Here is a 24,790-nt window from a genome sequence, read left to right on the forward strand (position 1 = left end):
AGCACCATTTCGATCCCGCCTGCGGGACGCTTTCGGTCGTTCTGGATCTCTAGCGCTCTCGAGCAGAGCCCGTGACGATATGCCGCCATCCGCGGGCGACGACGTCGTACACGATCCGGGTGTGGTTCCGGTCGGACGCCCGGGTGCGCCGCCATCCTCCGACTATGCCACGACCCGCTACGCGAGCTCGATGAGGTCCTGGTACTCCTGGCTCCAGATGTCCTCGACGCCGTCGGGCAGGATGAGGACCCGCTCGGGGTTCAGCGACTGCACCGCGCCGGGGTCGTGCGACACGAGCACCACGGCACCCTCGTAGTGGGCCAGCGCCCCGAGGATCTCCTCGCGGGAGGCCGGATCGAGGTTGTTCGTGGGCTCATCGAGCAGGAGGAGGTTCGCGGACGACACGACGAGCGTCGCCAGCGACAGCCGGGTCTTCTCGCCACCGGACAGCACACCCGCCGGCTTGAGGACGTCGTCGCCGGTGAACAGGAAGGAGCCGAGCACCTTGCGAGCCTCCGTCTCCGTGATGTGCGGAGCGGCCGACACCATGTTCTCCAGGACCGAGCGGCTGACGTCGAGGTTCTCGTGCTCCTGCGCGTAGTACCCGACCTTGAGGCCGTGTCCGGGCTCGAGCTGCCCGGTGTCCGGCTTGTCGACACCTGCCAGCATGCGCAGCAGCGTCGTCTTTCCCGCACCGTTGAGACCGAGCACGACGACCTTGGAACCGCGGTCGATCGCGAGGTCGACGTCGGTGAAGATCTCCAGCGAGCCGTACGACTTCGACAGCCCGGAGGCCATGAGCGGGGTCTTGCCGCAGGGGGCGGGCTTCGGGAACCGCAGCTTCGCGACGCGGTCCTCCTGACGCACGTCCTCCAGCCCGGAGAGGAGCTTCTCGGCGCGCGCGAGCATCTGGTGTGCTGCCGCCGCCTTCGACGCCTTCGCTCCGAAGCGCGCCGCCTGCTGCTGCAGCGTCGTCGCCTTCTTCTCGGCGTTGGCCCGCTCCTTCTTGCGACGCTCCTCGTCCGCAGCGCGCTGCCGCAGATAGTTCTTCCAGTTCATGTTGTAGATGTCGATGACCTGGCGGTTGGCGTCGAGGTAGAACACCCGGTTGACGGTTTCGCCCACGAGCTCGACATCGTGGCTGATGACGATCAGCCCGCCCTTGTAGTTCTTGAGGAACTCGCGCAGCCACACCACGCTGTCGGCGTCGAGGTGGTTGGTCGGCTCATCGAGGATCATCGTCTGCGCGTCGGAGAAGAGGATGCGCGCGAGCTCGATGCGACGACGCTGGCCGCCGGAGAGGGTCGACAGCGGCTGGTCGAGGATGCGGTCCGGCAGCGAGAGGTTGTGCGCGATCGACGCGGCCTCGGCCTCGGCCGCGTACCCGCCCTGCGCCTCGAACTTCTCGGTGAGCGCGGCGTAGCGCTTCATCGCCTTGGCAGCGACCGCGGGGTCGTCGGAGCCCATGGCGAGCGAGGCCTCCGTCATGCCGAGGTTGAGCTGACCGAGGCCGCGGGCGTCGAGGATCCGGGTACGCGCGAGGTCTTCCGGGTTGCCCGAACGGGGGTCCTGCGGCAGGTAGCCGAGTTCGCCGGAACGGGTGACGGTGCCGCCGGAGGGCAGCACGTCGCCGGCGAGCACCTTGGTGAGCGTGGTCTTGCCCGCACCGTTGCGTCCGACGAGGCCGATCTTGTCGCCGTCGGACACACGGAACGAGACGTTCTCCATCAGCAGGCGCGCGCCAACGCGGATCTCGAGGTCGTGCACGGCAAGCACAGCGGACGTCCGTTCGTTCGGGAGGAGGTGGTGGCCGACCGGCCAGCCAACCAGTATATGCCGCCCTGCCTGTGGCGACGCCCGGCACGGATATCCCTCTCCAGGGTGACCGGGGCGATACCCCGGAGTGATGCCCCTCTCCCCACCCCCTGCTTACGGTGCCGGAGTGGACATCCTCAACGACCTCATCCTGCAGGCGATCGCCTCCCCCTGGCTCTACGCCGTGCTCTTCGCGGTGACTGTGATCGACGGGTTCTTCCCGCCGGTCCCGAGCGAGACGGTCCTCGTCGCCGCGGCGGCGGTGGCCGCGTCCACCGGCGACGGCAACATCGTGCTGCTCGGTGCCGTCGCCGCCCTGGGCGCCGCGATCGGCGACAACATCGCGTTCCTCATCGGGCGCCGACTGGGCACGACGAGGTTCGCCTGGATGCGGCGGCCCCGCGTCGCCGCCGCCTTCGCCTTCGCGCAGCGCGCCCTCGACCGCCGCAGTGCCACGCTGATCCTAGGCGCCCGCTACATCCCGATCGGACGCGTCGCGGTGAACATGTCCGCCGGAGCGCTCGGGTTCCCCTGGCGGCGGTTCCTCCCGCTGAGCCTCATCGCCGGTGTGAGCTGGAGCGTGTTCAGTCTCGCGATCGGGCTCCTCGCCGGCGCCTGGCTGCACGACCAGCCCGTGCTCAGCGCCGCGATCGGCATCGTCGTCGCGTTGCTCGTCGGTGTGATCATCGACCGGATCGCGGCGCTCCGCCGACGCCGTACGCCGGTCGTGCACCTGGCAGGATGAGACGCATGGCACGCCGCCGAGAGCGCACCCCGCGCCCGCCACGGATGAGCCGTCGCACCGGCGCCCTCGTGGCGCTGACTGCGGCGGTCGTCGTGCTGTACGCGCTCCTCGTCTCCCTTCAGACGGTGCTCTCCGGCACGCCGCTGCCCCTGTCCTTCCTGCTCGGCGCCGCCGTGTGCGGCGCTCCCCTCCTCGTCCCCTCCCGGCCGCGGACGGCGATCGTCGTCTTCGCCGCCGGCGCCTTCCTGCTGCCGCTCCTCGTCGAGCCGGCGCGCGCGATCCACTCCCCCTGGCCCTGGTCGGTACCGGCGCTCCTGGCCTTCGTCCTCCTCGTGGGCGTGATGTCCTTCGTGCAGGGAGCCCGCCTCGGAGGCCTCACTCTCGTGATCGGCGCACTGACCTCGCTGACGGCGCCGCTGCTGCGCCCGGACATGGTCGCGACGCCGGCGAGCTCCGGCAGCGCCACCGCCAATCTCATCGTGACGACCTCGGTCGCCGCCGCGATGCTGCTCATCGCCGTCCTCGTCGCCGGTCGCGTGCGTGTCGCGGCGGAGCTGACGAGGGAGAAGGAGCACAGCGCGCTGGAGGAATCCCGGCGTGCTCTCGTGGAGGAGCGCACCCGGATCGCCAGGGAGCTGCACGACGTCGTGGCGCACAGCATGTCGGTGATCCAGGTGCAGGCGTCGACCGCGCGCTACCGGATCGCGGACCTCGACGCCGAGGCCGCCGCCGAGTTCGACGACATCGCCGCCACCGCGCGTACGTCGCTCACCGAGATGCGGCGCATGCTGGGAGTGCTCCGCACCGAGGACCAGCACGCCGAGCTCGCACCGCAGCAGGGACTGGACGACGTCCCGGCCCTCGTCGACACGATCCGCAGGGCAGGGGTGGAGGTCGGCCTCGTGCTGGAGGGGATGGAAGTGGCCTCCGCGGCGGGACCCGGCGTGCAGATCGCCGCCTTCCGCATCGTGCAGGAGGCGCTGAGCAACGCCGTCCGCCACGCGCCCGGTGCCCGCGTCACCGTCCGGCTCCATGCCGACGCCGACGCCCTGCACATCCGTGTGCGCAACGCCGCACCGCCGCAGCCGACCGAGAGCCCCTCCGGCGGCTACGGCCTCCGGGGAATGCGCGAGCGCGCCGAGCTGCTCGGCGGAAGCCTCGCCGCCGGGCCGTCCGACGACGGCGGCTGGACCGTCGAGGCCACCCTGCCGCTGTCTGCGACGGCCGCACCGACCACCCCGACCGCCTCGGCGGAAGACAAGGAGAACCCGTGACGATCAGCGTGCTCATCGCCGACGACCAGGCGATGGTCCGCGCCGGTTTCGCCGCCCTGCTGGACGCGCACGAGGGGATCCGCGTGGTGGGCCAGGCGGCCGACGGCGCGGAGGCCGTGACGCTCGCCGCGCGGCTCGATCCCGACGTCATCCTCATGGACGTCCGCATGCCGGAGCTCGACGGCATCGAGGCCACCCGCCGCATCCTCGGTCCGTCGTATCCTGCCGCGCACGTGCCGCGGATCCTCATGCTCACCACCTTCGACATCGACGACTACGTCTACGACGCCCTCGCCGCCGGGGCCAGCGGGTTCCTGCTCAAAGACGCTCTTCCGGAGGAGCTCGTGCACGCCGTGCGCGTGGTGGCGGGCGGCGATGCCCTCCTCGCCCCCAGCGTGACCCGGCGCATGATCGAGCAGTTCGCCGGACGGCGGCCGGCCTCACGGCGGTCTGCGACCGCCCTGGCCGATCTCACCGACCGCGAGCGGGAGGTCCTCGTCCTCATCGGCAAGGGCCGGTCGAACACCGAGATCGCGGGCGACCTGTTCATCGCCGAGCAGACCGTGAAAACCCACGTCGGCAAGGTGCTCGCGAAGCTCGGTCTCCGCGACCGTGTGCACGCCGTCATCCTCGCGTACGACACCGGCCTGGTCGAGCCCTCCGCCTGAGTCACCCCTGCGTAGGGGGCAGAACGACACCACGGAGTGATGTCCCGCCCACCACCGCCTCCATAGCCTCCGAGGACACCGTTCCCAGGAGGACTCATGGTCATCGCCGCGGCTCCACGCCTCAGCACCCCCGCCCCCGCTTCATCCGGCCACGCGGGTCACCGCGACACCGGCATAGACGTCGTGCGCGCCCTCTGCGTGCTCGGCGTCGTCCTGCTGCACGCCGTCATGGTCGGGGTCACGGTGTCCGAGACCGGGCCGGTGTTCGAAAACGCGAGCGACGGCACGAGCTGGATCGCGCCGCTGAGCTGGCTGCTGCAGGTGATGCCGCTCTTCTTCGTGATCGGAGGGTTCTCGGGGCTCCTCGCGTACCGCCGCCTGCGCGCCCGCGGCGGCAGCGCCACCGCCTTCGTGGCCGGTCGGGTGCACCGGCTCCTGCGTCCGACCCTGTTCACGGTCGGCGCGGTCGGGGTCGCGCTCGCGGTGCTCACCGTCGTCGGCGTCGCGCCGGATCTCATCGCGGTCGCCGGCTTCCGATACGGACAGCCGCTGTGGTTCCTCGGGGTCTTCCTGCTGTGTCAGGCGCTGCTCCCCGCGCTCGTCGCCCTGCACGAGCGCGCGCCCCTGCGCACGATCACCGTCCTCGCCACCGCGGCCGTGGCGGTCGATGTCCTGCGGGCCGTCACCGGGACGGACGCCGTGGGCTTCCTCAACCTCGCTTTCGTGTGGTTGACGATGCAGCAGCTCGGATTCCTCCTCGCCGACGGCCGCGTGGACGCCCTTCGTCGCCGGACCCGCGTCACGATCGGCATCGGCGCCCTCGGGGTGCTCGTCGCCCTGTTCCTCATCGGCGCGTACTCCCCCGACCTCATCGCCAACATCAATCCGCCCACGTGCGCCCTGCTGCTGGTCGGGCTGATCCACACGATCCTGTTCTCCCTGTACCGGGCGCACATCGCGCGCCTCAGTCTTCGCCGTCCGGTGGCCGCGTTCACCGCCTTCGTCACGCGGCGGACGATGACGATCTACCTCTGGCACATGCCGGTGCTGCTGGCGATGGCCGGGGCGACGGCCGTGGCCGCCCTCCTCGGCGGATTCACTCTGCCCGCGCTCGACAGTGCGGAGTGGTGGGCCGCCCGCCCGCTGTGGCTCCTGACGGCTGTCGTCCTCACCGCGATGGTCGCGGTCCGTGTCGACCGGTTCGAGAATCACCCCTCGCCGCAGGCCACGTCCTCGCGGCGCCGCCTGGCCGTGGGAACCGTCCTCGGCCTCACCGGAGTGGTGCTGCTGCTCGTCCTCGGCACGACCGTCTCCACCGCCGCCCTCGCGGTGCTGCTGCTGGTCGCGGCGCTGCGGCTGGCCGGACGCCCCGGACGCCCCGTCCTGGTGTGACCGTCAGCCGACCCCGCGGGCCGCGAGCGCATCGCCGACCTGATCCGCGTGGCGCAGCGTCAGCACGAGCAACGGCACCACGCCGCGCACGCCCAGGCGGACTCCTCGTGCGCGCTCCGCGTCCCGCACCCGCTGCGCGAGTCCGGCCACGACGGGAACCAGGGTCAGCGTGAGCGACACCGCCATCGACACCGCCTCCGGATCGACCCCGACGCGCCGCAGCGGACGCAGGAGGCACTGCAGCACGGCCAGGAGATCGGACATCCGGGTCGTCAGGGTGAGGAGGGCGGCGAGCAGCAGCAGCACGGCGACCCGGCCGGTGCTCACCCAGGCGGCGACGGGAGACACGAAGACGGCCAGGGCGATCGCGAGCACGAGCAGGACCGCACGCAGCCGCCACAACTCCGTCACCGCGGCGGAGAGCGGCACCCCCGCGATCGGGTAGAGCGCGAGCACGGTCGCGAGGCAGGCCGCGATGCTGAGCGGCCCGTGCGGGAACAGCGTCAACGCGAGCGCCGCGATGGCGAGACCCGCCAGCTTCGGACCGGCCGGCACCCGATGCAGCAGTCCCGCACCGACCGGGGACGGCACGATCATGCGCACAACCGGCGGTAGCGTGCGATGACCCTCTCGGGCTCTCCCTGTCCGACGACGCGCCCGCCGTCGAACAGGACGGCGGTGTCGCAGCGGGCCGCGAGTTCGAGATCGTGGGTGACGATCAGCACCTGCGCCTCCTGTGACAGAAGGAGGTCTCCGATCCGCCGCGCGTTGCGCAGGTCGAGGAGTGTCGTCGGCTCGTCCGCCACGATCAGCGCCGGCTCGGCGAGGAGCACCGCGGCGAGGGCCAGCATCTGCTTCTGTCCTCCCGAGAGCGACGACGCCGGGATGTCGGCGTGGGCGCCGAGACCGTGGCGGTCCAGCGTCTCCTGCACGCGGGCGGCGATCTCGTCACGGGGCCGCCCTCGGAGGGACAGCGCCAGATCCTCGGCCGGAGTCGGCATCAGGATCTGGGCATCCGGATCGGTGAAGACGAAGCCCACCCGACGGCGCACGGCGGTCCGCTCCCGGAGCGCGTCGAGGCCGTGGACGGTGACCGTTCCCGTGGTCGGCGTCATGAGGCCGTTCAGCAGCCGGGCGAACGTCGACTTCCCCGAGCCGTTCGCTCCGATCACGGCGATGCGCCGTGCGGCCAGCTCCAGCGTCACGTCGTCGAGGAGCACGCGGCCGTCGACGGTCACTCCCACGCTGTCGAGACGCAGGACCCCCGGCTCCGCGATCGTCGTCGCGTCCCGCTCCCGCCAGCGCATGCATCCTCCTGAACACCGTTCACCTGAACGCCGTTCACTATAGTGGGGGCATGAGTCCCGAGACGAATCCCGCCCGTCACGATCGGGAGAGCGTCGCACGGACCGCCCTCGCGCTTCTCGACGAGGTGGGGTTGGCCGATCTCTCCATGCGCCGCATCGCGGCCCGGCTCGACGTGCAGCCGAGCGCGCTCTACTGGCACGTCGCGAACAAGCAGGAGCTCCTCGCCGACCTCGCCGATCGGATCACGGCGACCGTCCCGGACGGAGCAGAGGGCGTGCTCGCGACCGCCCGTGCGCTCCGCGACGCCCTCTTCGCCTACCGGGACGGCGCCGAGCTCGTCCTCAGCACGTACGCGCTCCAACTCGGCTCGGCACACGCCCGCGACGCCCTGGTCGCCGCCCTCCACGCCGAGGGCGCCACGAACGCCGAGGATCGCGGGGCGGCGATCCTGCACTTCGTGCTCGGCCATGCCACCCTCGTCCAGCAGCGGATGCACGCCGACAGCCATGGCGCACTCCCGGCCTCAGGCGAGATCGACGTCACCGCGGGCCTGGACCGGGTGTTCGACCTCGGCGTCCTCGCTCTGGCCGGCGAGCTCAGCGCACCGATGACTCCGCGGCGTGCCCGAGCCTGAGCCCGGGGATCACCGCGAGCAGCACCAGCCCGACACCGAGGACGAACACGACGGCGAACGCGTCCGCGCCGCCGCCGAGGGTGGCGACGGCGAGCCCCGCCAGCGCGATGGCGACCGCCGAACCCGCGGCATCCGAGATCGACAGCGCCGAGGAGTTGAATCCCTGGTTCGTCTCGTCCGAGTAGGCCAGCGTCAGCACGGTGAGCCGCGGATACAGCAGCCCCATGCCGCCCCCGGCGAACGCCCACCCGACGATCACGAAGACCGGGGAGGCATCGAACGCCGCTGCGGCCAGGACGCAGAGCATCGCCACGAGCAGTGCGCCGAGGCTGAGCGCCGTGATGCGGTGATTGCCCAGCCGCTCACCGTAGCGGCCCTGCGCAGCCGACGCCCCGGCCCAGGCGAAGGCCGCGAGCATCAGGGCGACTCCGGCCCAGGTCGCGGAGAAGTCGAACTTCCGCATCAGCAGGTACGGGATGTAAGCCTCCGCGGCGAAGAACGCCCCGGCCGCCACGCCACGCATGAGCACGACGCTGGGAAGCCCGGCGCCGGCTCGGAGGGTCCGTCGCGGCAGGAGCGGCAGCACGACGACACCGATCGCGAGCACGGCCCCCAGTGCCACCGGCCACCCGATCGCCGGATCGAGCTCGGCGGACAGTCCGATCACGACCGCGAGCACCGCCACGACGACGGCCAGCAGCAGACGGGTGAGCAGCGCCCGGCGGTCCTGCGGCTCCCCGCGGCCGAGATCGACGCCCCGCAGTCGGATCGCGATCATCGAGAACGCGATCGCGGTCAGGACCGCCACGCCGAGGAACGCCCAGCGCCAATCGAGGTACTCCGCCACGGCTCCCGCGAGGAAGGGCCCGATCATCGACGGGACCACCCAGGCGGCCGCGAACGCCGCGAACACCCGGCCGTGCAGATGCGGCGGATACAGTCGCGCGACCACGACGTACAGGGCCACCGTCTGCCCACCCGCGCCGAGCCCCTGCACCAGTCGTCCGATCAGGAACTGGGACATCGTCGTCGCGAACCCGGAGATCAGCAGCCCCAGGATGAAGAGGGCGACGGCGGCGTACAGCGCTCCGCGCGGACCACGCGCGTCCGACCAGGACCCCGCCGCGACCATCCCGATCACGCTGGTCGCGAGCGTGCCGGCGAAAGCGACCGCGTACAGCGACTGCCCGTCCAAGGCGTCGCTGACGATCGGCATGACCGTGGTCACCGCCAGGGCCTCGATCGCGGCGAGGAAGATCAGGGCGACGGCACCCAGGGTCACCCAGAACCGGCTGCGGTCCCAGATCGTGGCGGTGGGATCCGCTGCCGTCATCGCTCGACGAGCGCGGCGATGCGCTCGACCGCCTCGGTGAGGATCTCCGGGCTCGTGCCGAAGTTGAGTCGCACGTGCCCGGCCCCTTCCTCGCCGAAGGCCGGGCCGAAGTGCAGCGCCACCTTCGCCTCGCGGAGGATCTTCCGGGCGGGGTTGTCTCCCCAGCCGAGGGCGGAGAGGTCGATCCACGCGAGGTATCCCGCGTCCGGAAGACGGTAGCGGGCGGCGGGCAGGTGGCGGGCGAGCAGGTCCTCGAGCAGGACGCGGTTCTCGTCGAGTGTGTGCAGGAGACCGTCGAGCCACGCGTCGCTCTCCTCCGAGAACGCGGCGACGGCGGCGAGGAGACCGAACTGCCCCGTCCGCCACTCCACCTCGACGGGCAGATCGCGCACGACCGCGGACGTCTCCTCCGCGGCGGTGACCATGAGCGCGCACTTCAGCCCCGCGAGGTTGAACGCCTTGCTCGCGCTGAGAACCGCATAGCCGATGCGGGCCGCCGCGTCGCTCACGGCGAGGAACGGCGTGAATCCCGTGCCCGGCTGGGCGAGCGGCGCATGGATCTCGTCGGAGACGATCGTCGCGCCGTACTCCTCGGCAAGTTCCGCCAGCGCGGACAGCGTCTCACGATCGTGCACGGTGCCGGTCGGGTTGTGCGGGTTGCAGAGGAGCATGGCCGTCGCGCCGTCCTCGAAGGCGGCGCGGATCCCGTCGAGGTCGAGCTCCCAGCCGGTCCCGGTGTCGCGCAGCGGGACGCGCTGCACCTCGGCACCGGCCTCGGCCACGAGGTCGTAGAAGGGCGGGTAGACCGGCGGCGTGACGACGACGCGCTCCCCCGGCTGCGTGACGCGACGGAGGATCTCGACGATGCCGATGCTCACGTCCGCCGTGCTGCGCATCCGCGCGGGGTCGGGGCGCCAGCCGAAGCGGCGCTCCGAGAAACCCGCGTACGCCTCCGCCAGCGGTGTCCGCGAGGCGATGTACCCGGTGTCCCCGAGATCCAGCGCCCGCTGCAGTGCGGCGGTGATCGCCGGGGCGAGCGGGAAGTCCATCTCCGCGACGAAGAGCGGCAGCACGTCCTCGGGATACTCCCGCCACTTCTCGCTGGTGCGCTCACGCAGCTCCGACAGCGGCAGGGCCTTCACCGACAGCATTCGTCCTCCGATTCTCCCCGCATCGATGCGGAGACGTCGAAGCGGGCGTGCCCGGCACGCCCGCTTCGTCTGGTGGTCAGGTGACCGGAACGCTCAGATCGCGAAACCGAGCGCACGCATCATGTCGCGCCCGTCGTCCGTGATCCGCTCGGGTCCCCACGGCGGCATCCACACCCAGTTGATGCGGAAGCGGTCCACGACGTTGTCGAGGGCCTGCGCCGTCTGGTCTTCGAGGACATCCGTGAGCGGGCACCCCGCGCTGGTCAGCGTCATGTGGATGACGAGAGCGTCGTTCTCGTCGTCCCAGGCGAGGTCGTAGATGAGTCCGAGGTCGACGACGTTGATCCCGAGCTCAGGATCCATCACGTCCTTGAGAGCCTCGGTGACCGCGTCGTACTTCTCGTCCGTCAGGGTCGCTGTCATGCGATCAGCCTACGCCTCGATGGGAGCGGAGGGGTCGAGGAACCGGTCGTAGCCCTCGTTCTCCAGACGGTCGGCGAGCTCGGGGCCGCCCTCCTCGACGATCTTGCCCGCGACGACCACGTGCACGTAGTCGGGGCGGATGTAGCGGAGGATCCGGGTGTAGTGCGTGATGAGCAGCACACCGAGGCCGGTGGACTCCTTCGCGCGGTTGACACCCTCGGAGACGATCTTCAGCGCGTCCACGTCGAGGCCGGAGTCGGTCTCGTCGAGCACGGCGAACTTCGGCTTGAGCACCTCGAGCTGGAGGATCTCGTGGCGCTTCTTCTCGCCGCCCGAGAAGCCCTCGTTGACGTTGCGCTGCGCGAACTTCGGGTCCATGCGGAGGTTGGCCATGGACTCCTTGACGTCCTTGGTCCACTGCCGGATCGAGGGCGCCTCGCCGTCGAGCGCGGTCTTCGCGGTGCGCAGGAAGTTCGTCACGGTCACGCCGGGGATCTCGACCGGGTACTGCATGGCGAGGAACAGACCGGCGCGGGCGCGCTCGTCGACGCTCATCGCCAGGACGTCCTCACCGTCGAAGGTGATGGAGCCGGAGGTGACCGTGTACTTCGGGTGGCCGGCGATCGTGTAGGCCAGGGTGGACTTGCCGGAGCCGTTGGGGCCCATGATGGCGTGGGTCTCACCGGTGTTCATGGTGAGGGTGATTCCGTTGAGGATCGGGGTGGTCCCCGCCTCGGTCTCGACCGTCACATGCAGGTCGCGGATCTCGAGAACAGACATTCTTCAGACTTCCTTCGTCACAGCGGGATCGATGAGCACGTCGTCGCCGTCGATCTCGACGACGTAGACCGGGACGGGCTCATATGCGGGGAGATTCTGGGGCTTTCCGGTGATCAGGGAGAAGGCCGAGCCGTGGGCCCAGCACTCCACCGTGTCGCCTTCCACGAAGCCCTCGGACAGCGAGATGTCGCCGTGGGTGCAGGTGTCGCCGATGGCGTGGATGACGCCCTCGCCGTCCTTGATGACCGTGATCGGCACACCGTCCGGCTCGACGCGCAGCGGCGTGTCCTGCTCCAGCTCGGAGACGCCGCAGACGCGCTGCGCGGTCACGCGTCCACCTCGGCGAGCTCGGCCTCGATGGCGGCCAGCAGCTCCGACTCCAGGTCGGGGATGCCGAGGCGCAGCACGATGTCGGTGAGGAAGCCGAGCACCACCAGTCGGCGGGCCTCGTCCTCCGGGATGCCGCGGGCCTGGAGATAGAAGAGCTGCTCGTCGTCGAAGCGGCCGGTGGCACTCGCATGCCCGGCGCCGACGATGTCGCCCGTCTCGATCTCGAGGTTCGGGATGGAGTCGGCGCGTGCGCCCTCCGTGAGCACCAGGTTGCGGTTGGCCTCGTAGGAGTCGGTGCCGGTGGCCTCCGCCCCGATCAGCACGTCGCCGATCCACACGCTGTGGGCGCTCTCGCCCTGCAGCGCGCCCTTGTAGAGCACGTCGCCGGTCGTGTGCGGGCCCTTGTGGTGCAGGTACACCTGGCTCTCCAGGTGCTGACCGGAGTCGGCGTAGGACAGCCCGTAGAGGTAGCCCTCGGAGCCGGCACCGGCGAGCTCGACGCTCGGGTTCACGCGCACCACGCCGCCGCCGAAGCTCACGACGAAGTGCTTGAGGGTGGCGTCGGCCGCGACCCTCGCCTGGTGGGCGGCCGCGTGCACGGCGTCGTCGTCCCACTGCTGCACGGAGACGACGGTGAGCTTCGCGCCGTCGCGGACGATGATCTCGACGTTCTGGGCGTACTGCGCCGAGCCCTTGTGCTGCAGCACCACCGTGGCGGCGCTGTGCTCGAGGGCCTCGATCACGATGTGGGCGTCCGCCCGGCGGTCTGCACCGGCGCCCGTGAGCGACAGGAAGATCGGCGCGGCGACCTCCTCCTCGCGCGGGATGCGGATGTGCAGGGCCTCGGAGGCGCCCTGCCACGCGACGGCGGCGGTGATGTCCTCGGCGAGGAAGACCTCGCCGCGCGGAGCGGTGCCCGCCGTGAGCGGTGCGGCCACATACTGCTCGCCGGACGTGAAGGAGTACTGCACACCGTCCTCGCCCTCCGCGGTACGGAACAGCGGCGTGAGCGCGGCCACCGGCGTGTGCTTCCAGTTCACCTCGCGACCGGTCGGCGTGCCGAAGTCATCAGGGTCGAACGAGTGCGGACGCTCGGAGCGGGTCTGCACCGGGACGAATCCGGCGTCCGCCACCTGGGCGGCCGGGTCGATGTGCGCGTTCGTGTGCTGCGCCTCGCTGGGCGCTGTCGTCGAGGCCGCCATTTAGCCGACCGATCCTTCCATGCCCATCTCGATGAGCTTGTTCAGTTCCATCGCGTACTCCATCGGCAGCTCGCGCGCGATCGGCTCGATGAAGCCGCGCACGATCATCGCCATCGCCTCGTCCTCGGGCATACCGCGGGACTGCAGGTAGAAGAGCTGCTCCTCGCTGACCTTGGAGACCGTGGCCTCGTGGCCGAGCTGCACGTCGTCGACACGGATGTCGATCGCCGGGTAGGTGTCGGAGCGGGACTTCGTGTCGACGAGCAGCGCGTCGCAGCGGACGGTGTTCGCCGAGTGATGGGCGGCGGCGTCGACACGGACCTCGCCGCGGTACCCGGCACGGCCACCGCCGCGGGCGATCGACTTCGAGACGATCGACGACTGCGTGTACGGCGCCATGTGGATCATCTTCGCACCGGCGTCCTGGTGCTGGCCGGGTCCGGCGAAGGCGACCGAGAGCGTCTCGCCCTTCGCGTGCTCGCCCATCAGGTAGATCGACGGGTACTTCATCGTCACCTTGGAGCCGATGTTGCCGTCGACCCACTCCATGGTCGCGCCCTCGTGCGCCACGGCGCGCTTGGTGACCAGGTTGTAGACGTTGTTCGACCAGTTCTGGATCGTCGTGTAGCGCACGCGGGCGTTCTTCTTCACGATGATCTCGACGACGGCCGAGTGCAGGGAGTCCGACTTGTAGATCGGGGCCGTGCAGCCCTCGATGTAGTGGACGTAGCTGTCCTCGTCGGCGATGATCAGGGTCCGCTCGAACTGGCCCATGTTCTCGGTGTTGATCCGGAAGTAGGCCTGCAGCGGGATCTCGACGTGCACGCCCTTAGGGACGTAGACGAACGAGCCGCCCGACCAGACGGCCGTGTTCAGCGCCGCGAACTTGTTGTCGCCGGCGGGGATGACGGTGCCGAAGTACTCCTCGAAGAACTCGGGGTGCTCGCGCAGGGCCGTGTCGGTGTCCATGAAGATGACGCCCTGGGCCTCCAGGTCCTCGCGGATCTGGTGGTACACGACCTCGGACTCGTACTGCGCGGCCACGCCGGCGACCAGGCGCTGACGCTCGGCCTCGGGGATGCCCAGGCGCTCGTACGTCTCGCGGATCTCCTCGGGGAGGTCTTCCCAGCTCTGCGCCTGCTTCTCGGTGGAGCGGACGAAGTACTTGATGTTGTCGAAGTCGATGTCGCTGAGGTCGGCACCCCAGGTCGGCATCGGCTTGCGACCGAAGAGCTGATAGCCCTTGAGACGGGTCTTCAGCATCCACTCCGGCTCGTTCTTGAGGGCCGAGATCCCGCGGACGACCTCTTCCGAGATCCCGCGTTTCGCGACGGCACCCGCGGCATCCTCATCGTGCCAGCCGAATTCGTACACCCCCAGACCATCGAGCTCCGGGCGGTCGATCAGCACATCCGACATGCAACACTCTCCTCACAGGTCCCAAACGGTGTCATCCGCCCCGACACACCTGATCCCCGTCGAGTCTGCGGGAGCGGGTGCCGTTGGTGGGGCCCTCATCACGGGCGCTTCCATCGCGCCTAAACTGTTGACGATGCTTCAGCGCTGTCAGCGCTCATCGCAACAATCCGATTCTACAGGTTCCGCCTGACGGACGGGCCGTGCGCCACGTCTTCGACGGGCCGGAGGACTTATGCCCGAGACGACCATCCCCGCCCCTTCGACGACCAGGGCGACGGCCTCCCCCCGCTCCGCGGTATGGGGTCGTGCGCTCACCGTCTTCGCGTGGCTGTCGTTCCTCAGCGAGACGATCATCATCGGCACCGGCGGCGCCGTGCGGCTGACCGGCTCCGGCCTCGGCTGCACCGAGTGGCCGCTGTGCACCCCGGAGTCGCTCGTCCCGATCGTCGAGGTGCAGGGCATCCACGGGATGATCGAGTTCGGCAACCGGCTGATGACCGGCGTGGTCGGGATCATCGCGATCGCCGTCGTCCTGCTCGTCCTGCACACCATCAGTGGCCGCCGGGCGCTCATCAACGCCCTGTGGTTCGCGGTCGGCGGTCTCGCCGGCGCAGCGATCGCCTTCGCCCTGATCTCGCTCACCGACTTCCCGGCGTTCCCCGTCGCGTCCGCCGTGCTCCTGGTCGCGGTGATCGCGGCGGCGGTCCACTCGGTGCGCACGACGCCCGCGCGGCGGGATCTCGTCCTCCTCGCCTGGCTCGTGCTGATCGGCGTGGTCGCGCAGGCCCTGGTCGGCGGCATCACCGTGCTCACCGGCCTGAACCCCTTCATCGTCGGGTTCCACTACACGTCTTCGCTCCTGCTCGTCTGCATCACCGCCGCGTTCCTCGTGCGGCTGGCGACGCCGGAGGGACCGCGTGAGCGGGCCGTCCCCACCTGGTTCGCGATCGTGACGCACGTCACCGGGCTCGCCCTGGCCGTGACGATCGTGTTCGGCGTGCTGACGACAGGATCGGGCCCGCACTCGGGCGACGCCGACGTGCTCCGCCGCGGCTTCGACGCCACGGTCCTCGCCCACGTCCACTCCTGGCCGGGCTACATCCTCGCCGCGCTCGTGCTCTTCCTGACGGTGTCCGCCTGGGTCCTGCGCCTCGAGCCCCGCCGGTGGCTGCTCGTGCTCGTCATCGCGATCCTCGTGCAGGTGGCCGTCGGCGTCTGGCAGGCGCGGGAGGGGCTGCCGCCCGTGCTCGTGGGCATCCACATGGTCCTGGCATCGCTGTCGGCCGCGACCTACACGGTCGTCGTACTGCACCTCAAGCGCACCGCGGCCGTCGTACCCGCCCCCGTCGACTGACCTGCCGCGCAGACAATCCATAGCGCGCTCATCGGGGCCTCATCACCGCATCGACCATCGTGGTCGACATGAACAAGACACTCACCCGCAGCGCCGGGTTCTGGCTCCTCATCGTCGTCTCGCTCGCCGCGGTCGGGGTCGGTGGTTGGATGATCGCTGGACAGGTCGGCACGATGACCACGACCCTGATGGACGGCACCGCCACCGGTGTCGAGGTGTACGTCGGTCAGTCGCTCGTCGTCGTCGGCGCGGTCGTCCTCGGTGCGGGCCTGGTGGGCCTGCTCCTGTCGCTCGGCCTCGTCGCCGCGCGCACGCTGGTCGCCACCCCCGTCACCGCCGCGCCGGTCGTCGAGCAGGAGGTGCGGATCATCCAGGACGAGACGATCGAGACGGTCTCAATCCCGCGCGAGGAGCCCGCTCTCCGGACCGCCGATGCAGAGCCGCATGTCGAGGCGGAGCCTGCGTCCGCGGAGCCCCTGGCCGACGAGGATCAGAAGGGCAGCAGCGGGTCGATCGCCACGGCGACGAACAGCAGCGTCAGGTAAGTGATCGAGGCGTGGAAGACTCGCATCGGCCGCGCCTCGGTCCCCCGCACTGCCTGGTTGTACAGGCGGTGCGACTCGTAGATGAACCAGCCGCCGAACACCAGGGCGGAGACGGTGTAGACGAGGCCCATGTCGGCGATCGGCACCAGCAACAGGGAGCAGGCGACTGTGGCCCACGCGTACAGGATGACCTGCAGGCCGACCTGGGACGCGTTGCGGGTGACGCCCAGCATGGGCACGTCGACGTCGTCGTAGTCGTCCTTGTACTTCATGGACAGCGGCCAGTAGTGCGGCGGCGTCCAGAGGAAGACGAGCAGGAAGAGTATGAAGGCCGGCCAGTCGAGCGAACCGGTGACGGCGGACCAGCCGATGAGGACCGGGAAGCACCCTGCGATGCCACCCCAGATGATGTTCTGCTCGGTGCGGCGCTTGAGGATCATCGTGTAGATCACGACGTAGAAGAAGATCGCGGAGGCCGACAGGATCGCCGTGAGCGGGTTCGTGGTGAACCAGAGCCACACGGTCGACACGATCGCGAGCGTCCACGAGAAGATCAGGGCGCCACGCGGGCTGACCTCGCCGGTCACGAGCGGCCGGTTCTCCGTGCGGTGCATGTGCGCGTCGATGTCGCGGTCGAGGTACATGTTGAACGCGCCGGCCGAACCGGCACTCATCGATCCGCCGATGACCGTCGCGAGGACCAGCCAGAGATCCGGCAGTCCGCCCTGCGCGAGGAACATGACCGGAACGGTCGAGACGAGGAGGAGTTCGAGGACCCGGGGCTTCGTCAGAGTGACGTAGGCGCTCACCGTGCGACCGATGGACGACTTCCGTACGGTCTGATCAGACATCGTCGAGATCTCGATCGCCTCCTCCGCGCGCGTTACCGGACAACCTCTCCAGTGTATGACACGCCGTGACGCGTTCCGCGCCTTCCACCCCTCAGTCGCCGGGACCGTCCCCGCTATGCTGAGAGCACTCGCGCGCCCGGTGCTGCGCACAACCCCGCCCGTCTCCCGGACGATGCGGGATGCGCCAGGGAAGTTGCGGATGCGCCAGGGAATACCGGCGCCCTCGAAACTGTCGGAAAGGGCATGAACGTGTCGGAATTGCAGTGGGACGAGATCGATCGACGCGCGGTGGACACCGCCCGGATCCTGGCGGCCGATGCGGTCGAGAAGGTCGGTAACGGTCATCCCGGCACGGCGATGAGTCTGGCTCCCGCCGCCTATCTGCTCTACCAGCGGGTGCTGCGGCATGACCCGACCGACACCGACTGGCTCGGCCGCGACCGCTTCATCCTGTCGGTCGGCCACTCGTCGCTGACGCAGTACGTGCAGCTCTACCTGGGCGGGTTCGGGCTCGAGCTCGACGACCTCAAGGCACTCCGCACCTGGGGCTCGAAGACCCCCGGGCACCCCGAGTACGGCCACACCAAGGGCGTCGAGATCACCACGGGCCCGCTGGGCCAGGGCCTCGCGTCGGCGGTCGGCTTCGCATACGCCGCCCGCTACGAGCGCGGCCTCTTCGACCCCGAGGCCGCAGCGGGCACGAGCCCGTTCGACCACTTCGTCTACGTGATCGCGGGCGACGGCGACCTGCAGGAGGGCGTCACCAGCGAGGCCTCCTCGCTCGCCGGCCACCAGCAGCTCGGCAACCTCATCGCGATCTACGACTCCAACCAGATCTCCATCGAAGACGACACGAACGTCGCCTTCACCGAGGATGTCGCCGCTCGCTACGAGGCCTACGGGTGGCACGTGCAGACCGTGGACTGGAAGAAGACCGGCGAGTACGTGGAGGACGTCGCCGAGCTCCACGCCGCGATCGAGGCGGCCAAGGGCGAGACCGACAAGCCGTCGCTCATCATCCTCAAGACCATCATCGGCTGGCCGGCTCCCGGCAAGCAGAACACCGGGAAGATCCACGGATCGGCGCTCGGAGCCGACGAGCTCGCCGCCACCAAGAAGGTCCTCGGGTTCGACCCGGAGCAGACCTTCGTCGTCGCCGACGAGGTGCTGGAGCGCACGCGCGGCCTCGCGGAGCGCGCCGCCGAGGCCCGCGCCGCCTGGCAGGAGTCGTTCGATGCCTGGGCGGCCGCCAACCCCGAGCGCAAGGCCCTGCTCGACCGCGTCGAGGCCCACGAGCTCCCCGCCGACATCGCCGACGCGCTCCCCGCCTTCGAGGCCGGCAAGGACGTCTCCACCCGCGCCGCGTCCGGCCAGGTCATCAACGCGCTGGCCGCGCAGCTCCCCGAGCTCTGGGGCGGCTCCGCCGACCTCGCCGAGTCGAACCTCACGACGATCAAGGACGCGCCGTCCTTCATCCCCGCCGAGTGGTCGACCCACGAGTGGTCGGGCACCCCGTACGGCCGGGTGCTCCACTTCGGCATCCGCGAGCACGCCATGGGTGCGATCGTCAACGGCATCGTGCTGCACGGGCCCACGCGCGCCTTCGGGGGCACGTTCCTCATCTTCAGCGACTACATGCGTCCGGCCGTGCGCCTGGCCGCGCTGATGAACGTGCCGAGCGTCTTCGTCTGGACGCACGACTCCGTCGCCCTCGGCGAGGACGGTCCGACGCACCAGCCGATCGAGCAGCTCGCGACGCTGCGCGCGATCCCGAACCTGGCCGTCGTCCGTCCCGCGGACGCCAACGAGACCGCCGCCGTGTGGCTCGAGATCCTCCGGCGCCACGAGGGCCCGGCCGGCATCGCGCTGACCCGCCAGAACATCCCGGTGTTCCCCCGCGGCGAGGGCGAGGCTTCGGGCGATACCTTCGCCTCGGCCGCCCAGGCCGCCAAGGGCGCCTACGTCCTGGCCGAGGCGCCGAACGGCACGCCGGACGTCATCATCGTGGCCACCGGCTCCGAGGTGCAGCTCGCGGTGAACGCCCGCGAGGTGCTCGCCGGCGAGGGCGTGAACGTCCGCGTCGTCTCCGCCCCCTCGCTGGAGTGGTTCGCGGAGCAGGACGAGGCCTACCGCGAGAGCGTGCTGCCGTCGTCCGTCACCGCCCGCGTCTCGGTCGAGGCCGGTTCCGTGCTCACGTGGCGCGGCATCGTCGGCGACCGCGGCCGGTCGGTCGGCATCGACCACTTCGGCGCCTCCGCCGACTACAAGACCCTCTTCGCGAAGTTCGGCATCACCACCGAGGCCGTCGTCGCGGCCGCCCGCGAGACCATCAAGGAGAACGCATGAGCACCCCCACCGCCCAGCTCGCCGCCGCCGGCGTCAGTATCTGGCTCGACGACCTCTCGCGCACCCGGATCTCCTCCGGCAACCTCGCGGAGCTGATCGCGTCGCGCAACGTCGTGGGCGTCACCACGAACCCCACCATCTTCGCGAACGCGATCACGGACAAGAACGACACGTCCTACGACGCGCAGGTCACCGAGCTCGCCGCGTCCGGAGCCTCGGCCGAGGACGCCGTGTTCGCCGCGACGACCCAGGACGTCCGTGCCGCGCTCGACGTCTTCCGCCCGGTGTGGGAGGAGTCCGGCCACGTCGACGGACGCGTGTCGATCGAGGTCTCCCCCGACCTCGCCCACGACACCGACGGCACCGTGGCGCAGGCCAAGGAGCTCTGGGATCGGATCGACCGCCCCAACCTCCTCGTGAAGATCCCGGCGACCAAGGCCGGCCTCCCGGCCATCACCGAGGCGATCGCGAACGGCATCAGCGTCAACGTGACCCTCATCTTCAGCCTGGAGCGCTACGCCGAGGTCATCGAGGCGTACCTCACGGGACTCGAGCGCGCCAAGGAGGCGGGCATCGATCTGTCCACCATCCACTCCGTGGCCTCGTTCTTCGTCTCCCGGGTCGACACGGAGACGGACAAGCGCCTGAGCGCGATCGGCACGGACGCGGCCGCCGCACTGAAGAGCAAGGCGGGCCTCGCGAACGCCCGACTCGCCTACGAGCTCTTCGAGAAGACGTTCGCCGAGAAGCGCGCGCAGGATCTCCTCGCCGCCGGCGCCAACGTCCAGCGCCCGCTGTGGGCGTCCACCGGCGTCAAGGACCCGAACCTCCCCGACACGCTGTACGTGACCGAACTGGTCGCGGACGGCGTCGTGAACACGATGCCGGAGAAGACCCTCGAGGCGACGTTCGACCACGCCGTCGTCACGGGAGACACCATCACCGGCGGCTACGAGGAGGCCCGCGAGGTCTTCGCCGGGCTCGCCGAGGTGGGCGTCGACTTCGACGCCGTCACCGAGGTGCTCGAGGAGGAGGGGGTCGCGAAGTTCATCGACTCCTGGCACGACCTGCTCGCGCAGGTCACCGAGGCTCTGGAGGCCCAGCGATGACCTTCGCCATCCACGCATCGGGCGCGGCGCGCGTCGCCATCGAGGAGACCGTGCCGGCCCTGGTCCACGACCTCGTCGCCTCCCGCATCACCGGTGGCGACGCCACGCTCTGGGGTCCGGCCGCCGAGGCCGAGGCGTCGGTCCGGCTCGGCTGGGTCCAGGCCGTCTCGGTCTCCCGCCCGCTGGTCGCGGAGATCGTCGCACTGCGCGAGGAGCTCGCCGCGAAGGGCGTCACCCGCGTGGTCCTCGCCGGGATGGGCGGCTCCTCGCTCGCTCCCGAGGTCATCGCGCAGACGTCCGGCGTCCCGCTCACGATCCTCGACTCCACCGCCCCGGGACAGGTGCTCGCCGCGCTCGACGAGGGTCTCGCCGAGACGGTCCTCGTCGTGTCCTCGAAGTCGGGCTCCACGGTCGAGACCGACTCGCAGCGCCGGACCTTCGAGGCCGCCTTCCGCGACCTCGGCATCGACCCCACCGAGCGGATCGTCGTGGTCACGGACCCGGGTTCGCCGCTCGACGCCTCGGCGCGCGAGGCCGGCTACCGCGTCTTCAACGCCGACCCGAACGTGGGCGGCCGCTACTCGGCGCTGACCGCCTTCGGCCTCGTGCCGTCGGGACTCGCCGGCGTCGACATCGACGAGCTCCTGGACGAGGCCGAGGCCTCCCTGCTCGAGGTGGCCGTGGACTCCGCCGACAACCCCGCGCTCCGACTCGGGGCCGCGATCGCCGCCACGAGCCCCCGTCGCGACAAGCTGGGTCTGATCACCGACGGCACGCACATCAAGGGGCTTCCGGACTGGATCGAGCAGCTGATCGCCGAGTCCACGGGCAAGGAGGGCACCGGCATCCTCCCGGTCGTCCTGCTCCCGGTCTCGCCGGAGCTCGACCCGGTCCCCGCCGACCTCCAGATCGTGCGTCTCGTCGACGACGCCAACGAGTTCCACCTGCACGAGCGGCACGAAGGCGAGATCCTCGTCAGCGGCACACTCGGCGCGCAGTTCATCGTCTGGGAGTACGCGACGGCCATCGCCGGGCATCTCCTCGGCATCAACCCGTTCGACCAGCCCGACGTCGAGTCGGCCAAGGTCGCCGCCCGCGGCCTGCTCGACGCCCGCCCGGAGCCGACGGCGCCCGCGTTCGTCGAGAACGGCGTCGAGGTCCGGGTCTCCGATCCCGCCCTCGCCGTGTCGGGCACGGTCGAAGGCGTGCTGGACGCCCTCTGGGCCCAGCTCCCCGCCGACGGCTACGTGTCGATCCAGGCCTACGTCAACCGCCTCGAGGTGCCGCAGCTCCAGGGCCTGCGCGAGCTGGTCGCCGCCGACTCGGGGCGTCCGACCACGTTCGGATGGGGACCGCGCTTCCTGCACTCCACGGGCCAGTACCACAAGGGCGGCCCCGCCCAGGGCGTGTTCCTGCAGATCCTGGAGCGCACGGACGTGGACCTCGAGATCCCTGACCGCCCGTTCACGTTCGGGCAGCTCATCCAGGCGCAGGCGGCCGGCGACGCGGGCGTGCTCGCGGAGCACGGACGACCCGTCGTCTCGCTGACGATCACCGAGTCCTCGGACGACGTGCTCGCCCTCTTCGAAGCCGCACAGAAGTAACCGCAGGAGAGCCCCCACCGATGTCTGTTCCCATCTCGCGCGGGCACAACCCGCTGCGCGACCCCGACGATCGTCGTCTCAACCGGATCGCGGGACCCAGCGCCCTCGTGATCTTCGGTGTGACGGGTGATCTGTCCCGCAAGAAGCTCATGCCGGCGGTCTACGACCTCGCGAACCGGGGGCTCCTGCCCCCGGGCTTCGCGCTCGTCGGGTTCGCCCGCCGCGACTGGGAGGACCAGGACTTCGCCCAGGTCGTCTACGACGCCGTGAAGCAGCATGCGCGCACGCCCTTCCGCGAGGAGACCTGGACGCAGCTGCTCCAGGGCATCCGCTTCGTCTCCGGTGAGTTCGACAACCCGGACTCCTTCCGCAAGCTGCGGGAGACCGTGGAGAAGCTCGACGTGGAACGCGGCACCATGGGCAACCACGCCTACTACCTCTCGATCCCGCCGAAGGACTTCCCGCTCGTCGCGAAGCAGCTCAAGGACTCGGGGCTCGTGGGCGAGGACGCGGATGACGACGAGCGCTGGCGGCGCGTCGTCATCGAGAAGCCGTTCGGGCACGACCTCGAGTCGGCTCGCGCTCTCAACGCGGCTCTCGAGGTGGCGTTCCCCGCCGACTCGATCTTCCGCATCGACCACTACCTCGGCAAGGAGACGGTGCAGAATATCCTCGCGCTGCGCTTCGCGAACGAGCTGTACGAGCCGATCTGGAACCGCAACTACGTCGACCACGTGCAGATCACGATGGCCGAGGACATCGGCGTCGGCGGTCGTGCCGGGTACTACGACGGGATCGGCGCCGCACGCGACGTCATCCAGAACCACCTGCTCCAGCTCCTCGCGCTCACGGCGATGGAGGAGCCCATCAGCCTCTCCGCCGAGCATCTGCGGGCCGAGAAGGAGAAGGTCCTCGCCGCGGTGCACGTGCCGGAGGATCTCTCCCTCGCCACCGCGCGCGGACAGTACGCCGGTGGCTGGCAGGGCGGCGAGAAGGTCACCGGCTTCCTCGACGAGGAGGGGATGAACCCCGAATCGACGACGGAGACGTACGCGGCCATCAAGCTGGAGATCGACACCCGGCGCTGGGCGGGCGTGCCGTTCTACCTGCGGACGGGCAAGCGCCTCGGCCGTCGCGTGACGGAGATCGCCGTGGTGTTCAACCGTGCGCCGCAGCACCTGTTCGGCCGCGGCAACGCCTCCGAGCTCGGTCAGAACGCCCTCGTGATCCGCGTCCAGCCCGATGAGGGCGTGACCATCCGCTTCGGCTCCAAGGTGCCGGGCAACGGCACGAACGTCCGCGACGTGACGATGGACTTCGGCTACGGCCACGCGTTCACCGAGGCGAGCCCGGAGGCTTACGAGCGCCTGATCCTCGACGTCCTGCTGGGCGATCCGCCGCTGTTCCCGCGGCATGAGGAGGTCGAGCTCTCCTGGAAGATCCTCGACCCGGTGGAGAAGTTCTGGGCCGCGCAGAGTGGTCCGGTGGAGCAGTATGCGCCCGGCTCGTGGGGACCGGCTTCGGCCGACGACCTGCTGGCCCGCGATGGACGAGTCTGGAGACGCCCGTGATCATCGACCTTCCCGACACGACCGTCAGCCAGGTCGCGAAGCAGCTCGTCAAGGTGCGCGAGGAGGGCGGTGCCGTCGCCCTCGGTCGCGTCCTCACGCTCGTGATCTCCGCCCGCAAGGGCGTCGCGGAAGCCGCGATCGACGCCGCCAACGATGCCTCTCGCGAGCATCCGATGCGCGTGATCGTGCTGACCACCGGCGACGGCGAGTCCCGCCTTGATGCGCAGATCCGTGTGGGCGGCGACGCCGGTGCGAGCGAGGTCGTCGTGCTGCATGCGCACGGCGATGCCGCGAGCAACGAGGAGAGCCTGCTCACCGGCCTCCTCCTGCCCGATGCTCCGGTGGTCGCGTGGTGGCCCGATGAGGCCCCGACGTCCCCGGCGACGTCTCCCCTCGGCCGCATCGCCCAGCGGCGCATCACGGACGCCGCCACCTCGCCCGACGTCCGCGACCGCCTCGCCCTCCTCGGGCGTACGCACGCCCCTGGTGACACCGATCTGGCCTGGACGCGCCTGACACACTGGCGTGAGCAGCTCGCCGCGGTGCTGGACCAGCCGCCGTACGAGACCATCACCGCCGTCGAGGTCCGCGGAGCGAGCGCCTCGCCGTCCACCGCCCTGCTCGCCGCGTGGCTGCAGATGGCCCTGGACGTCCCGGTGCACTGGTCGTACGAAGACCCGGAGCACTGGCAGGAGGGCATCAAGTCGGTGCGCCTCACCAGGGAGTCCGGCGACATCCTCCTCGAGCGCCCGTCGCCCGGCCTCGCCGTGCTCACCCAGCCGAACCAGCCCGACCATGATCTCCACCTGCCGCGGCGGACGCTGCGCGAGTGCCTCGCGGAGGAGCTGCGCCGGCTCGACCCCGACGTCCTGTACGGTCGAGTGATCACGGAGGGCTGGGAGAAGCTCGGTCCGCCCGAGACAGGAGAGTGACCTC

23 protein-coding genes are annotated in these 24,790 nt (G+C 70.2%); 12 read left to right on the forward strand and 11 right to left on the reverse strand.

The window, feature by feature from the left end; translation table 11 throughout:
- Window positions 1-177 precede the first annotated feature (177 nt).
- Entirely contained in the window at window positions 178-1,776 is a 1,599-nt protein-coding gene (locus CJ226_RS15120) for an ABC-F family ATP-binding cassette domain-containing protein (RefSeq protein WP_025103638.1), read from the reverse strand.
- 166 nt (window positions 1,777-1,942) lie between these two features.
- On the opposite strand from CJ226_RS15120, the gene CJ226_RS15125 reads away from it, so the two are divergent.
- The 4 genes from CJ226_RS15125 to CJ226_RS15140 all read left to right on the forward strand — a co-directional run bounded on the left by CJ226_RS15125 (window position 1,943) and on the right by CJ226_RS15140 (window position 5,894).
- Window positions 1,943-2,560, forward strand: coding sequence for a DedA family protein (locus CJ226_RS15125; protein ID WP_102209702.1), 618 nt, complete (start codon window positions 1,943-1,945; stop codon window positions 2,558-2,560).
- A 5-nt stretch (window positions 2,561-2,565) separates the two neighbouring features.
- Window positions 2,566-3,834, forward strand: coding sequence for a sensor histidine kinase (locus tag CJ226_RS15130; protein ID WP_102209703.1), 1,269 nt, complete (start codon window positions 2,566-2,568; stop codon window positions 3,832-3,834).
- On the forward strand, window positions 3,831-4,502 hold the full coding sequence (locus tag CJ226_RS15135; protein WP_062634324.1) for a response regulator transcription factor: 672 nt from the start codon (window positions 3,831-3,833) through the stop codon (window positions 4,500-4,502). Before CJ226_RS15130 ends, CJ226_RS15135 begins: the two co-directional genes overlap by 4 nt.
- Window positions 4,503-4,598: 96 nt before the next feature.
- A complete protein-coding gene (locus tag CJ226_RS15140) occupies window positions 4,599-5,894 on the forward strand; it encodes an acyltransferase (protein ID WP_102209704.1) in 1,296 nt (431 codons plus the stop codon).
- Window positions 5,895-5,897: 3 nt separating this feature from the next.
- Here CJ226_RS15140 and CJ226_RS15145 read toward each other — a convergent pair whose 3' ends face one another.
- Window positions 5,898-6,491: an energy-coupling factor transporter transmembrane component T gene (locus CJ226_RS15145; RefSeq protein WP_102209751.1), complete on the reverse strand. Its 594-nt coding sequence runs from the start codon at window positions 6,489-6,491 to the stop codon at window positions 5,898-5,900.
- Window positions 6,488-7,201, reverse strand: a complete 714-nt coding sequence (locus tag CJ226_RS15150; RefSeq protein WP_102209705.1) for an energy-coupling factor ABC transporter ATP-binding protein — start codon at window positions 7,199-7,201, stop codon at window positions 6,488-6,490. The genes CJ226_RS15145 and CJ226_RS15150 overlap by 4 nt, the downstream gene beginning before the upstream one ends.
- 50 nt (window positions 7,202-7,251) lie before the next feature.
- Here CJ226_RS15150 and CJ226_RS15155 point away from each other — a divergent pair, with 50 nt between their 5' ends.
- Entirely contained in the window at window positions 7,252-7,836 is a 585-nt protein-coding gene (locus CJ226_RS15155) for a TetR family transcriptional regulator (protein WP_102209706.1), read from the forward strand.
- Here CJ226_RS15155 and CJ226_RS15160 read toward each other — a convergent pair.
- The 7 genes from CJ226_RS15160 to sufB form a co-directional block, all read right to left on the reverse strand.
- On the reverse strand, window positions 7,799-9,169 hold the full coding sequence (locus tag CJ226_RS15160; protein ID WP_102209707.1) for an MFS transporter: 1,371 nt from the start codon (window positions 9,167-9,169) through the stop codon (window positions 7,799-7,801). The genes CJ226_RS15155 and CJ226_RS15160 overlap by 38 nt on opposite strands.
- On the reverse strand, window positions 9,166-10,320 hold the full coding sequence (locus CJ226_RS15165) for a MalY/PatB family protein (RefSeq protein WP_102209708.1): 1,155 nt from the start codon (window positions 10,318-10,320) through the stop codon (window positions 9,166-9,168). The genes CJ226_RS15160 and CJ226_RS15165 overlap by 4 nt, the downstream gene beginning before the upstream one ends.
- A 93-nt stretch (window positions 10,321-10,413) precedes the next feature.
- Entirely contained in the window at window positions 10,414-10,743 is a 330-nt protein-coding gene (locus CJ226_RS15170) for a metal-sulfur cluster assembly factor (RefSeq protein WP_017202280.1), read from the reverse strand.
- Window positions 10,744-10,752: 9 nt separating this feature from the next.
- On the reverse strand, window positions 10,753-11,523 hold the full coding sequence (gene sufC, locus CJ226_RS15175) for a Fe-S cluster assembly ATPase SufC (RefSeq protein ID WP_025103648.1): 771 nt from the start codon (window positions 11,521-11,523) through the stop codon (window positions 10,753-10,755).
- A 3-nt stretch (window positions 11,524-11,526) separates the two neighbouring features.
- Window positions 11,527-11,853, reverse strand: a complete 327-nt coding sequence (locus CJ226_RS15180; protein WP_025103649.1) for a non-heme iron oxygenase ferredoxin subunit — start codon at window positions 11,851-11,853, stop codon at window positions 11,527-11,529.
- A complete protein-coding gene (sufD, locus tag CJ226_RS15185; RefSeq protein WP_062634313.1) occupies window positions 11,850-13,055 on the reverse strand; it encodes a Fe-S cluster assembly protein SufD in 1,206 nt (401 codons plus the stop codon). The genes CJ226_RS15180 and sufD overlap by 4 nt, the downstream gene beginning before the upstream one ends.
- The gene (sufB, locus tag CJ226_RS15190) at window positions 13,056-14,474 is read right to left on the reverse strand and encodes a Fe-S cluster assembly protein SufB (RefSeq protein ID WP_025103651.1); all 1,419 of its coding nucleotides are present in this window, start codon (window positions 14,472-14,474) and stop codon (window positions 13,056-13,058) included. It abuts the gene before it with no gap.
- Window positions 14,475-14,706: 232 nt separating this feature from the next.
- Between sufB and CJ226_RS15195 the strand changes: the two genes are divergently transcribed.
- Together CJ226_RS15195 and CJ226_RS18495 are read left to right on the forward strand one after the other, a co-directional pair.
- Window positions 14,707-15,828, forward strand: a complete 1,122-nt coding sequence (locus CJ226_RS15195) for a heme A synthase (RefSeq protein WP_102209709.1) — start codon at window positions 14,707-14,709, stop codon at window positions 15,826-15,828.
- A 68-nt stretch (window positions 15,829-15,896) separates the two neighbouring features.
- Complete coding sequence (locus CJ226_RS18495) at window positions 15,897-16,373, forward strand: hypothetical protein (RefSeq protein WP_231868199.1); 477 nt, start codon at window positions 15,897-15,899, stop codon at window positions 16,371-16,373.
- Here CJ226_RS18495 and CJ226_RS15205 read toward each other — a convergent pair.
- A complete protein-coding gene (locus CJ226_RS15205) occupies window positions 16,319-17,224 on the reverse strand; it encodes a heme o synthase (RefSeq protein ID WP_102209710.1) in 906 nt (301 codons plus the stop codon). The genes CJ226_RS18495 and CJ226_RS15205 overlap by 55 nt on opposite strands.
- Before the next feature lie 249 nt (window positions 17,225-17,473).
- Here CJ226_RS15205 and tkt point away from each other — a divergent pair, with 249 nt between their 5' ends.
- Genes tkt through CJ226_RS15230 form a run of 5 tightly spaced genes read left to right on the forward strand, consistent with a single transcriptional unit; the run spans window position 17,474 to window position 24,786 of the window.
- On the forward strand, window positions 17,474-19,570 hold the full coding sequence (tkt, locus tag CJ226_RS15210) for a transketolase (RefSeq protein ID WP_102209752.1): 2,097 nt from the start codon (window positions 17,474-17,476) through the stop codon (window positions 19,568-19,570).
- Window positions 19,567-20,679 (forward strand): transaldolase, encoded by a 1,113-nt coding sequence (gene tal / locus CJ226_RS15215; RefSeq protein ID WP_062634304.1) that lies wholly within the window; start codon window positions 19,567-19,569, stop codon window positions 20,677-20,679. The genes tkt and tal overlap by 4 nt, the downstream gene beginning before the upstream one ends.
- Window positions 20,676-22,283 (forward strand): hypothetical protein, encoded by a 1,608-nt coding sequence (locus CJ226_RS15220; protein WP_025103657.1) that lies wholly within the window; start codon window positions 20,676-20,678, stop codon window positions 22,281-22,283. The genes tal and CJ226_RS15220 overlap by 4 nt, the downstream gene beginning before the upstream one ends.
- A 20-nt stretch (window positions 22,284-22,303) precedes the next feature.
- Window positions 22,304-23,854 (forward strand): glucose-6-phosphate dehydrogenase, encoded by a 1,551-nt coding sequence (zwf, locus tag CJ226_RS15225; RefSeq protein WP_062634302.1) that lies wholly within the window; start codon window positions 22,304-22,306, stop codon window positions 23,852-23,854.
- Window positions 23,851-24,786: a glucose-6-phosphate dehydrogenase assembly protein OpcA gene (locus tag CJ226_RS15230; protein WP_062634299.1), complete on the forward strand. Its 936-nt coding sequence runs from the start codon at window positions 23,851-23,853 to the stop codon at window positions 24,784-24,786. Before zwf ends, CJ226_RS15230 begins: the two co-directional genes overlap by 4 nt.
- The last annotated feature ends 4 nt before the right edge of the window (window positions 24,787-24,790 follow it).

This window comes from Microbacterium sp. UMB0228 (genome assembly GCF_002871415.1).
Classification (GTDB): Bacteria; Actinomycetota; Actinomycetes; order Actinomycetales; family Microbacteriaceae; genus Microbacterium.